Below are 11492 nucleotides of genomic sequence, written 5' to 3'. Positions count from 1 at the left end.
TAAGGGCGCATCGCGCGTCTGCGCCCCTATTCTTGCAGATACCTTTTCACGACGCCATACGCCTCCACGAGCCTCGGCAAGCTCCAGCTGGCGTTGGCCGGACTCGTGGACGGAAGCCTCGTGGCGGGAATGCCCAGCTCGGGCTCTATGTAGCGACGGTACAGCCTGTGCGACGCCGCGCCCGTGCAGAAGATCGCCCGTATGGGCGCGTGGTCAAGCACGCGGGCGCGCAGGTCGTTTGGGACGGCGTCGCGGATCGACGCGTCGCTCGCCCCCACGATGGTGCAGCTCCTGAGCACGTCGTCCAGGGCGAAGTGGTGGAGAAGCGCGAGGGCGCGGCACTCCTCCCGGCACGTGGGCGGCTCTTCTCCGCAGATCGCGGCCATCACGCGCCAGAAGCGGTTCTGCGGGTTGCCGTAGTGGTAGCCCACCTCGCGAGACTTCGGGCTCGGCATCGTGCCGAGCATCAGCACGCGGCTGTGCGCGTCGAACACCGGCTCCAGCGGGGAGTCCACGTGCGTCGCGGGCCCCTTGGGCGCCGCCACGCGCTACTCCCCCTCGCGCACGGGCTCGTACGTCTCCTGGCCGTCGTCCAGCCGCAGCATCAGCAGGTTGCCGAAGCCGGCGCCGCCCGCCGCGCCGCAGTCTATGTCCCAGCGGTCCGCGACGCCGCCGGTCTGGGCGCTCGCGCCCACCATGACCATGCGGCAGAGTCCGTTCTCGTCAAGCGGCAGGCGGTCGGGAAGGTCGGCCATGCCCTGCAGGTACGGCGTGGGCGTGTGACCCGCGATCACGATGGGCCCGCGGCCGTCCTCGCCCACAAGGCCCGTTGGCTGGCCCCAGAACTCCTCGCGGATCCACACCAGGTCCTCGGGGCGCTGCGCCTCGAGCATGGCGCGCAGGTCGTCGTCGCTCCACCCCATCGCGTACGCGCCGTCCTCCGCTGCCTCGGGCGCCTCGTCCTTCTCGCCCGCGCGCTCGAACGGCACGCCTGGCCTTATGCCGGCGTGCACCATCGCGTACGGGCGGCCGGACACGAACGCGTACGCGTACAGCGGCAGGTTCGCCACCCAGTCCAGAAGCTCCACGCGCTCGCCCTCCGGCAGGGAGGAAAGCCCGTCCATCGTTGTTCCGGCGCCGTTCATTTCCCAGTTCACCTGGTTCATGCCCACCTCCGGCGCCTCCAGGTACGTGAGCATCAGGTCCTCGTGGTTGCCCATCAGCACGGTCGCGCCCGGCAGCTCGCGGCAGATGCGCAGCACCCCCACGGGGTCCGGCCCACGGTCGATCATGTCGCCCAGCATGAATATGCGGTCATCGTCCGCCGGCGAGACGCGCTCCAGCAGCCGCTCGAGCGTCGCCCTGTGTCCATGCACGTCCGAAAACGCATACGTTGCCATGCGTGCCCCCAAAGTCAGCCGCGGCCACCTGCCCATGCCCGGCCGCCGCCAAGATTTCGTGCCCAGTATATACAGAGTCTAGCGCCTTGCGCGCCCGCGCGCACGCCTGCGCGCCTCGTGCAGCTTCCACGGCGCCGTCGACCCCACGTCCACGTAGCGCCCGCGCTCGCTCGGCCGCTGCGACTCGCTCAGGCGAATCTGCCGCACGAGCTCGGCCATCGTCGCGTCGAAGCTCGCCTTGCGCAGCCGGCACTCCCACACCACGAGCACGGTCCAGCCTTCGCGCACCAGGATGCGCGCGTCACGCTCATCGCGGCTCACGTTGCGCTCGAACTTCGCCGACCAGAACGCCACGTTCGATTTCGGCAGCGGCAGCGAGCAGTGCGGGCAGCGGTGCCAGAAGCACCCGTTCACGAAGATGGCGACCCTGCGGCCCGGGTAGCAGATGTCCGGCTTGCCCGCCGCCTTCTTCCAGTGCAGCCTGTAGCCGGAAAGCCCCGCCTTGCGCAGGGCCTCCCTCACCTTGAGCTCAGGCTTCGTGTTCTTGCTCTTGTTTGCCTGCATCACGTGATGCGTGGCCTCGCTCACCATGCGACCGCTATGCCTCCGGCTCGGGCTCGCTCGGCCCCACGGGGTCGTCCGGGTCCGCGTGCTGGCCGCTGAAGTTGAGGTTGCGCGTCAGCTCCTCCGCCTCGCGCTCGTCAAACCCAGGCGAGAAGAACGCGTCCTGCGCCTTGGAGACCTCTGCCAGCGCCGCGCCGTAGCGCTCCCAGAAGCCGTCCGTCGACACGCTGCCGTCGAACGGGTTCCTCCACGCGCGGTGCTCGCGGTTGTCGAAGTCAGAGGTGCGCTCCGCGCGGTCGCGGTGGGCCATCGCACTGTACAGCGAGTAGCGCTTGTGCCCCAGCCTGCGCTCCAGCGGCGCCAGCACCCGCGTCTTGCCCTGCCCCGGCGCATAGAACAGGCGCTGCATGAGCCTGAACGACTTCACGGCATGCGTGTAGCAGTCCTGGTCCAGCGTGCGGCTGTACGTCCAGAGATTCATGTAGAAGTACAGCTTGTCGATCACGGCCAGCGTGGCGTCGTCCGCGCGCAGCACCTCGCGGTACGGCTTGAACGTGCGCACGGTCATGCCGGTCTTCGCGTAGAGCACCATCTCGTCCAGGTCGCGCTCGATCTCCGCGTGCACCTCGTCGCCGTCGGACCTGTCAAGGCCGCTCACGCCCGCGTCGCACAGCGCGTACTGGTACGCGTACACCAGCGGGTGCATGGAACGGTCCAGCAGGTAGTGGCACAAGAAGCCGGCGGCGTACGCCTCGCCCACCGGGCGCTCGTCACGGGTGAGCATGGTCAGCGCGTCACGCAGGGCACTCACGAGCCTGGCCGGCTTCGCGTGGTGCATGAGCCCGCCCACGCGGTTCTCGCCTCCCACAAACGGGTCCGCAACGAGGTAGAACAGCGGGTCGGGACCCTGGTTTCCCAACAGGAAGGCCTGACGCTGCTGTTGCGTGACAAACCCCCGGCTCGCCGAGACGTCGTCGCAGGCATCCCGGCCGAAGAAGTCATGCGTCAAAATTGCAGGCATCCGTCATCTCCTTTTGGAAAGGGGCACGCAACGCGCTTGCCCCATGCGGCCTAGTGGACAAGTATCGCAGATGCGCCGCCTCCCCACCTCGAGAACCGCAACATCGCGACGCCTCGCACGCACCACGCACACAGCGCACACACCTTTGCGCCCGGCGCCGGCGCATCGCCCGCATAACCTGAGCGCGCATCGGTGCGCCACGACGTTCGTGCCCCATGCGCCGCCTGACGTACCGCTTACGGCAGCCTTTCGAAAACATTTCATAAGTTCTTCTAGAATTGCCTCGTCTATGCAAGGGACTGGGTCCACAGAAGGGATCGCCAACATGGCAAAGCAGAAGTTCACAAGGGCCGAGAAGAGCTGGATCATGTACGACGTGGGCAACTCCGCCCTCGTCCTTCTGGCCACGAGCATCATTCCCATCTACTTCAAGTCGCTCGCAGACGGCCCGGCCCTCGTGGCGTGGAGCTACGGCGAGACCGTCGCCTCGCTCGTCATCGCGCTGCTCATGCCGATCCTCGGCAGCATCGCGGACATGCAGGGCATGAAGAAGAAGTTCGTCGTGGGGACCGTCGGGACCGGCGTCGTCGCCACGGTGGCGATGGGATTTCCGACCGGCGCCATGGCTTTTCTCGTCATCTACGTGATCTCCTCCGTCATGCTGAACACGTCCATCGTGTTCTACGACGCGCTCCTGGTGGACGCCACGACGGACGAACGCATGGACGAGGTGTCGAGTCAGGGCTATGCCTGGGGCTACATCGGTAGCTGCGTGCCGTTCATCGCGTGCCTCGCCATCGTTTTGACCAGGCCGTTTGGCATGAGCTTCCAGAGCTCCATGCAGATCGCATTCGTGATCACGGCCGCGTGGTGGGTCGCGTTCACCATCCCCATGCTGAGGGACGTCGAGCAGACGCACTACAAGCCGCGCGAGGACCACGCCGTCTCGAAGGCGTTCCACGGCATCGGTGCCACGCTCAAGAAGATCTGGTCCGACAAGACCCTTCGCTACTTCATCATCGCGTACTTCTTCTACATCGACGGCGTCCACACCATCATCAAGCTCTCGACCAGCTATGGCTCCGACCTTGGCATCGATGGCACCCAGCTCGTCCTCGCTCTTCTCGTCACGCAGTTCGTGGCCTTCCCGTCCGCCATCGCCTACGGCAAGCTCGGCCGCAAGTTCGGCACGAAGACCATGCTGCTCGTGGGAATCGCGGGCTATACGTTCATCACGCTGTTCGCGGCGTTCTTCCTCAGGAGCGCCGTCGAGTTCTGGTTCCTGGCCATCATGGTCGGCCTGTTCCAGGGCGGCATCCAGGCGCTGAGCCGCTCCGAGTTCGGCAAGCTCTGCCCGAAGGAGCACGCGAACGAGTACTTTGGGTTCTTCGACATCTTTGGCAAGTACGCGGCCATCATGGGCACGTTCATCGTCGGCACGATGACGGCGCTCACCGGCTCCGGCTCGCTTGGCGTGTTCTCGATCGTCATCCTCTTCGTCATCGGCTTCATCATGATGCGCAAGGTGCCGGATCGCCCCGCCACGCAGGACGAGGAATAGTCCGAACGCATCTGCGCCCCAGTGGACGTGCCGCAAGGCCCGGGCCCGGCTCACAGCCGTGGCCCGGGCTTTTTGTGTGTAGGCGTCGCGCGCGGCCATCCGCGCGGCCACGCCCACGCGGCATCCCAGCAGCACCAGCGCGCCATGCTGGCAGGCCGTCACATAGTGTGACGCGGTCGCGGGGCCGCGGGTACGCACCAGCTTCGACCTCACGTGCCTGCGCAAACTGGGCCCGGGTGTGTGACCTTGCGTCCGGCACCCAGTCACACGCCCAAGCCCAGTTAGCAGAGCCGTGGGGGCCGGAAACCGATGTGCTTCCGGCCCCCACCTTGTCTTGCGCCTATCGCGGCAGCGCGCCCACGGGAATCTCGAGCGCGCCGCCCGACCTCGCGATCGCCTCCATGACCTTCGCGACGGAGTCGTCCGCCGCGTCGCCAATGTGGTAGCGTGCCGCGCTCCGTGCGACCGTGCTCGCGTTCGAGACCGCAAACGAGTGCGCGACCTCCCCCATCAGCGCCACGTCGTTCTCCGAGTCGCCAAAGAACGCGACCTCGTCCCGCGTGATGCCCAGGCGCTCCAGCAGCGGCGCGAGCGCGGTTGCCTTGTTCCACCCACGCGGCAGCACGTCGAAGAACTGCGGGGACGGCCGCACAAAGTCGAACTCCGGAAAGCGCTCGCGCAGGTCGTTGCGTATGGCCCCCATGGGCTCGGCGCTCTCTCCCATGTAGGCAAACCCCGCCGTCACGATCTTCGCGTCGGGCACGTGGCCAAGCCTCCGTCCTTCGGAGACCGTAAGCCCCGTGCGCTGTCCGTATGCCTCCACGTCGCGCTCCGTCGTGCCGGAAAGGATGACGTCCGCGGTCGGACGGCCGCACTTCTCGCCCGCCGGGGCGTACACCACAAGCGCAAAGTCCGGGTTGTCCAGGCAGTACGCCTCCAGCCTCTTCAGCGCGGGCAGGTCGAGCGGACGCTCCAGCACAAGCTCGCCGTCCACGTACACCTGCTTGCCGTTTGCGAGGATGCCCGTGGCAAAGCAGCTTTCGTCGCCATCGAAGAACGGGTACAGGTCGACGGCCTCGCGCCCGGTCGCGGGGCCAAACTGAATGCCCGCGGCCCGCAGCTCGTGAATCGCCCTCACCGAACGCCCGGACACGCGGTCGCGCCCAAACGGCTTCAGGGTCCCGTCCATGTCGCAAAGCACAAGCTTGATCATGCCAGTCCATTCCACGCGTTGTCGCCGCATCCGCCGGCGCACCAAGGGCCACGGCCAGGCCGAACGCCCCGCCTCCGGCAAGTCGATGGTAGCAACGCGCGCGCCGCGCGGCGCAATTTCACGCGGATAGCATCTGCAGCCAGCGCCAAATGCGCGTTTGACCCACGGCTCCCAAGTGCTACTTTCAAAGGCAGTACACGTGCTATAGGGAGGGCGGCACCCATGCGTGACACAGGCGCTCACACGGCAGGCGCGCGGCGGGACGTGGACGTCCAGGCGCTGCTCGAGGCGGCCCGTGCGGCCATCTGCGCACAACCTCCGCGCGGGCGAGAGGCGCTTGCCGCCGTCAGTGCGCTCGCGCCTTTCGCAGAGGCCGTCTCCGCGACGGAGGCCGTCGACCTGCTGGAGCGCGCGTCTGCGTTTGGCCAGGTCAATGTGCTCGACGCCGTGTGGGACGCGTTCGACGGCGATTTCGCCTACACCGGCTGGGCGCTCGCGCTCGCGCTGCGGTGCGCAAACGAGGACGCCGCGCGCGACCTTCTCTCCCGCGGCGTCGACCTCCTGGGAGACTTCCGCAAGCCGCGCAAGCTGCGTGCGCTCATGCCGCACGAGGGCACGTTCACGCGCTTCGATCTCACGCGAGAAAGCCCCACGCTCTTCCTCAACAACATGGATCACACCGTCTCGACCGAGGTGTTCGAGCCGTTCGGCGGCGTGGAGCAGCTCGCGGGCAAGCCGTACGCACGCAAGACCAGCGTGGCGAACGCGTGCGCGTGCGTCTTTCGCCTCGCGCAGGACGGCCTGTTCGACGCGACCGCGTTCGACGACCTGTTCCGCGCCGCCGTCGTGAGGGCCTGGCACGCGCTGCGCCACCCCACAAGCCGCGACCCCCAGACGGCCGAGGCCTGCTTCGGCCTCGGGCGCCGCATGCTCGCCCTCCACCGCGAGCGCGGCATGGGCGACGCCAACGTCGAGCTCGTGCTCGGCAACCTCGTCGTGCCGCGCGCGGACCGCTCCGTCATCGGCTTCGTCTGCAAGAACGCGCCGGACGTCTTCCTCGGCCGGATGATGGCCCTCGACTGGCTGCGCGCGGACGTCGAACTCCTGAGCGCCATGGTCCCGCTGCTCAGCCCCGGCACCCCCGCGCAGAACGCGGAGCTCCTTCGCATCATGGCAGCCGCCGGGCACATGCCAGAGCTCCAGACCGTGGCCGCCTGGCCCCACGCACTCGACCCGGCAAGCGCCGACGCCGCGATCCAGGCCGCGTCAGCAGCCGGCCATGCGGAGGCCGCTGCGTGGCTCCTCGCCCGCAAGCAGGGCGTACCCGCACACGCCGCCACGGGCGAGAAGGACGTTCGCCCCACAGCCGCGCCACACATCGATTCCCCAACCGTCACCCTGTCGCGACACGCCGGTGCCGCCGCTGCACCTTCGTCGTACCCCGCCACCACAACCACTCCCACTCCCACGACGCCTGGCGCCGCGGACGGCCACCGTTTTGAGCGAGAGGACCTTGCCCGACGCGTCGTCGACCTCGCGCGCGGCCTCATCGTCGCGGAAAACCCGTTCCTCGCCTCGTCGTTTGCCCTGCTAGACCTCGTGCCCGTGCACATGGGCGCCGCGTTCGCCACAGACGGGCGCGCCGTGAGCTTCGACGTGGACCAGGCGCTCGCCGCGTTCACCGCCACGCGCGAGGCCCCAACGCACGACCTCATGCACGTGTTGGTCCACTGCCTCATGCTCCATCCCTTCGTCGGCGCGACCGTCGACCGCGCCGCCTGGGACCTCGCGTCGGACATCGTGGCCGAGGCCCTTGCCGCGGAGGTAGTCGGCCCGCGCGACAATGACCGGGGCCGTCGCATAGAGGCGGCGCTCGACCTCATCGAGTCCACGCTCGGCGCGCGCGTCACCACGGAGCGCCTGTACCACGCCCTCCGCCGCGGCGCGTTCCAGAACGCGCGCGCGGATTGGCAGCGTCTCTTCCTCGTGGACGACCATGCGTCGTGGTACCCCGCGCATTCCCCGCAGTCCCCCGCGCAGTCAGGCGCGGCCGAGAAGGACGAGGGCAACGCGAGCGAAGGCGCCAGCCAGGGTTCCGGTCCGACGGACCCGCAGGCCGGCGGCTCCACGCAAGCCGCGGACGCGGACGCCAGCCAAGGTGCCGAACCTGCAGAAACGCGACGCTCTGATCCCGACGGCTCCAGTGATCGCGCGCCGCAGCCGGCCGCCTCCGACTACCGCGACGGCGTCTTGGACGGCACGGACGCCGGCTCGCGCAGCGCCCGCCAGGCGGAGGAGGCGTGGCGCCGCGAGGCGAAGTCCATCCGCGTCAACCTGCAGACGCTCTCGCGCAAGAGGGGCTCCAAGCTCGGGCGCTTCGTGGGCGAGCTCGAGGTGAGCACGCACGAGCAGGTCGACTACCGCGACTTCCTGCGGCAGTTTGCCGTGCAGAGCGAGGAGATGCGCCTGTCCGACGACGAGTTCGACTACGTGTTCTACACGTACGGGCTGTCGCTGTACGGCAACATGCCGCTCGTCGAGCCTTTGGAGTACCGCGACGAGAAGCGTATCCGTGACTTCGTGATCGTGATCGACACGTCGAGCTCCGTCACGCAGGACGTGGTGCAGCAGTTCGTGAACACCACGTTCGACGTGCTCACGAGCGAGTCCAGCTTCTTCCAGAAGGTAAACGTCCACATCATCCAGGCCGACCAGCGCGTCCAGAGCGACACCAAAATCACGTCGCTTGCGGAGCTCGACCGCTGGCGTCGCGACATCAGGCTGTTCGGCTTCGGCGGCACGGACTTCCGTCTCGCGTTCACGTACGTGAACGACCTCCTGGCTGCCGGCGAGTTCGACGACCTTTCCGGCCTCATCTACTTCACGGACGGCTGGGGCATCTACCCCGACCGCATGCCGCCATACAAGACGACGTTCGTGTTCTACGACGAGGACCACCGGCCGGAGCTCGTGCCCGCGTGGGCCATGCAGATCACGCTGCATCCGGGCGAGTTCGAGTCCATGTCCGTGTACTAGCTGTTGTGTGCCATGACGTTGTTTACACCGACGATGCGTGACATCGGCGGGAGGCCGCCGCAGGCGCCGTGGGGCCTGGCCCAATTGTAGCGGTCGATGAAGGGTGAGAGGGCTGCCGCCCTCTCACCCTCGCTCGCGTAGGCGCGCGCGTACTGCCACTCCTGCGCGAGCGTCCTGTTCATTCGCTCCACTTTCCCGTTCTGCCAGGGGCTGTAGGGCCTGGTGTACCTGTGCTCGATGCCGGACGCCGCGAGCCACTCGTTGAACAGCCGAGAGCGGTACCCCGGCCCGTTGTCGGTCATCACGCGCTCGACCTCGACGCCGAGGCCGCGGTAGAAGTCCCGGGCGCGACCCATGAACGCGACGCAGGTCTCCTTGCGCTCGTCGCCGAGCAGCTCGGCGTAGGCCACCCTGCTCCTGTCGTCGACCGCCACGTGCAGGCAGGCGGTGCCCGCCCCAGAGTCGGCGTGGCGCAGGGCGTCGGCGCCGCGCGCCCTCCAGCCGCCGCCGTCGGGGACCCTCGCGACCTTCTTTACGTCCACGTGCACGAGCTCGCCGGGCCTCTCCCTCTCGTAGCGGCGCGGGGTCACGGGGCCGCGCCTCCTGGGCTCGCCGGTCACGCGGTCGACGTCGGCCAGGCGCGGCAGGCCGTTGCGCGCGACGATCCTGGCGCAGGTGCGTGCGGGCACCCCGGTCTCGGCGGCGAGGGCGAGCGGGGCGAGCAGGCGGGCGCGGCGGGCCCCCACGACCCTCGCCTCGACGTCGGGGGGCGTGAGCCTCGCGAGGCGCGAGGGGCGGCTGCGGCGGTCCGACAGCGGCTCGCCCGCCTCGGCCCTCGCGATCCACTTGTGGGCCGTCTGCCTGCTCACGCCCGCCTCCCGGGCGACGGCGGACACGCTCTCGCCGGCGCGGACGCGCTCGACGAGCCTCTGCCGCCCGCGGGGCGTGAGCCGTGAGTTAGAATGCTGGAACAAGGGGGGGCTCCTCTCGCTGCAACCTTCGACAAGTCACAGCTTGGGGGAGTCCTCCCCTTTTGTCACGTCATGTGTCAACAACCTGTTGGCACACAACAACTAGCTCCGTCCACCGTTCACGTGCGCCGCTCGCGCCCCATGCGCTACCATCGACGTAGCCAACCAAAGGGAGCGCGCATGAACATCCAGCAGGCAACCAGGCAGATCGAGGGCGCGGTGCGCGCGTACCTCAGCAAGGACGAGCACGGGATCTACCGCATCCCCACGCAGATGCAGCGCCCCATCATCATGATGGGCCCCCCGGGCATCGGCAAGACGGCCATCGTCAGCCAGATCGCGGACCGCCTCGGCGTCAACTTCGTCAGCTACTCGATCACGCACCACACGCGCCAGAGCGCGCTCGGACTGCCGTACATCGCAGAGAGCGAGTACGGCGGACGCACGTACAAGGTCAGCCGCTACACCATGAGCGAGATCATCGCCGCCGCGTACGATGCAATCGAGAAGAGCGGCATCCCGGAGGGCATCCTCTTTCTGGACGAGGTCAACTGCGCGTCGGAGACCCTTATGCCCGCCATGCTGCAGTTTCTGCAGTACAAGACGTTCGGCCAGCACCGCCTGCCCGCGGGCTGGGTCATCGTCACGGCCGGCAACCCGCCGGAGTACAACCGCGCCGCGCGCGAGTTCGACCCTGCCATGATGGACCGCCTGAAGCGCATCGACGTCGAACCCGACCTCGACGTGTGGATGGACTACGCCGTCAGCCACGGCGTCCACCCCGCCATCACCACCTACCTCGCGAACAAGCCCAAGAGCTTCTACCACGTGCGCGCGGGCGTCAACGGCGCGCGCATGGTCACGGCGCGCGGCTGGGAGGACCTCTCGCGCATGATCGTCGCGTATGGCCACGAGGGCCTGACCGTCGACCAGGACCTCGTGGCCCAGTACCTGCAAGACAGGGAGGTCGCGGAGGACTTCGGCCTCTACCTCGAGCTCTTCAGCAAGTACGAGGACGACTACAAGGTCGAGCAGATCCTTGCGGGCGACGCGGTCGAGAAGATCCTCGCCCGTGCCTCCAGCGCGCCCTTCGACGAGCGCATCGCCTTGGTGAACCTCCTTCTGGACGCGCTGCTCCAGCGCGTGCACGACGCCCAGTCGCGCGGCGAGGCGCTCGAGCGGGCCAGTCGCGAGGTGGACGACGCCACGGACGAGCTCCTCGGTCCCCAGACGGCCGCCCAGGCGGCGGCGGAGCGCATCTGCACGAAGGCGGCCCAGGCCGCGGCAGACGCGCGCGCCAAGGGCACGGCGGACACGTCGCGCCAGCTCGTGCTCGCGGAGTGCGCGGAGGCCCTGGACAGCGTGAGGGCGGAGGTCGGCCGCTGGGCCCTGGGCACGGCCGCGGGAGCCCCCGCCACGGCGCTCGACGCCGCGCGCTCCGTGCTCGCCGCGCGGCGCGACGCCCTCGCGTCAGACCTCGCAGAGGCATCGTCCCAGCTCGACCACGCGCTCGACTTCCTGGACGCCGCGTTCGGCGCGGACGCGCAGGAGACCGTCGTGTTCGCGACGCACCTCGCGGTCGACCCGGCGTTCATGGCGTTCGCATCCGCGCACGCGTCCACCAAGCTCGCGGAGCACGGCCGCGCGCTCATGTTCCACGAGCGCGGGCTCGACCTCCTGAAGCAGGCGGACGCGCTCGAGCGCAGCTAGGCCAGGCACCGCCATG

The 11492-nt window shown here is 68.5% G+C and carries 9 protein-coding genes; 3 read left to right on the top strand and 6 right to left on the bottom strand.

Features of this window, described 5'->3' with window-relative positions; all coding sequences use genetic code 11:
- Window positions 1–26: 26 nt before the first annotated feature.
- The 4 genes from BLT96_RS02895 to BLT96_RS02880 form a co-directional block, all read right to left on the bottom strand.
- Entirely contained in the window at window positions 27–545 is a 519-nt protein-coding gene (locus BLT96_RS02895; RefSeq protein WP_245719310.1) for a DNA-deoxyinosine glycosylase, read from the bottom strand.
- A 3-nt stretch (window positions 546–548) separates the two neighbouring features.
- A complete protein-coding gene (locus BLT96_RS02890) occupies window positions 549–1400 on the bottom strand; it encodes a metallophosphoesterase (RefSeq protein ID WP_090844167.1) in 852 nt (283 codons plus the stop codon).
- A 78-nt stretch (window positions 1401–1478) separates the two neighbouring features.
- A complete protein-coding gene (locus BLT96_RS02885) occupies window positions 1479–1991 on the bottom strand; it encodes a very short patch repair endonuclease (protein ID WP_090844169.1) in 513 nt (170 codons plus the stop codon).
- 7 nt (window positions 1992–1998) lie between these two features.
- Window positions 1999–2985, bottom strand: coding sequence for a hypothetical protein (locus BLT96_RS02880; protein ID WP_090861595.1), 987 nt, complete (start codon window positions 2983–2985; stop codon window positions 1999–2001).
- Window positions 2986–3310: 325 nt separating this feature from the next.
- Here BLT96_RS02880 and BLT96_RS02875 point away from each other — a divergent pair, with 325 nt between their 5' ends.
- Entirely contained in the window at window positions 3311–4546 is a 1236-nt protein-coding gene (locus tag BLT96_RS02875) for an MFS transporter (protein WP_090861593.1), read from the top strand.
- Window positions 4547–4886: 340 nt separating this feature from the next.
- On the opposite strand, the gene BLT96_RS02870 is transcribed toward BLT96_RS02875, so the two are convergent.
- Window positions 4887–5759: an HAD family hydrolase gene (locus BLT96_RS02870; RefSeq protein WP_157692127.1), complete on the bottom strand. Its 873-nt coding sequence runs from the start codon at window positions 5757–5759 to the stop codon at window positions 4887–4889.
- Between the two features lie 222 nt (window positions 5760–5981).
- Between BLT96_RS02870 and BLT96_RS02865 the strand changes: the two genes are divergently transcribed.
- Entirely contained in the window at window positions 5982–8795 is a 2814-nt protein-coding gene (locus BLT96_RS02865; protein WP_090861589.1) for a VWA-like domain-containing protein, read from the top strand.
- Here BLT96_RS02865 and BLT96_RS02860 read toward each other — a convergent pair.
- Complete coding sequence (locus BLT96_RS02860) at window positions 8792–9769, bottom strand: IS481 family transposase (protein ID WP_090861553.1); 978 nt, start codon at window positions 9767–9769, stop codon at window positions 8792–8794. The two genes, BLT96_RS02865 and BLT96_RS02860, sit on opposite strands and share 4 nt — an antisense overlap.
- 177 nt (window positions 9770–9946) lie before the next feature.
- Between BLT96_RS02860 and BLT96_RS02855 the strand changes: the two genes are divergently transcribed.
- Entirely contained in the window at window positions 9947–11476 is a 1530-nt protein-coding gene (locus tag BLT96_RS02855) for an AAA family ATPase (RefSeq protein ID WP_090861587.1), read from the top strand.
- The last annotated feature ends 16 nt before the right edge of the window (window positions 11477–11492 follow it).

Source organism: Parafannyhessea umbonata (genome assembly GCF_900105025.1).
In the GTDB taxonomy this organism is placed as follows: Bacteria; Actinomycetota; Coriobacteriia; order Coriobacteriales; family Atopobiaceae; genus Parafannyhessea; species Parafannyhessea umbonata.
Note: the sequence above shows the minus strand (reverse complement) of the source record. Positions and strands in the feature narration are given on the sequence as shown.

Excerpts from the sequence above, each read along its gene's own strand:
- BLT96_RS02855 (WP_090861587.1), top strand. The coding sequence starts at position 9,947 with ATGAACATCCAGCAGGCAACCAGGCAGATCGAGGGCGCGGTGCGCGCG.
- BLT96_RS02885 (WP_090844169.1), bottom strand. The coding sequence starts at position 1,991 with ATGGTGAGCGAGGCCACGCATCACGTGATGCAGGCAAACAAGAGCAAG.
- BLT96_RS02875 (WP_090861593.1), top strand. The coding sequence starts at position 3,311 with ATGGCAAAGCAGAAGTTCACAAGGGCCGAGAAGAGCTGGATCATGTAC.
- BLT96_RS02890 (WP_090844167.1), bottom strand. The coding sequence starts at position 1,400 with ATGGCAACGTATGCGTTTTCGGACGTGCATGGACACAGGGCGACGCTC.
- BLT96_RS02880 (WP_090861595.1), bottom strand. The coding sequence starts at position 2,985 with ATGCCTGCAATTTTGACGCATGACTTCTTCGGCCGGGATGCCTGCGAC.
- BLT96_RS02870 (WP_157692127.1), bottom strand. The coding sequence starts at position 5,759 with ATGATCAAGCTTGTGCTTTGCGACATGGACGGGACCCTGAAGCCGTTT.
- BLT96_RS02865 (WP_090861589.1), top strand. The coding sequence starts at position 5,982 with ATGCGTGACACAGGCGCTCACACGGCAGGCGCGCGGCGGGACGTGGAC.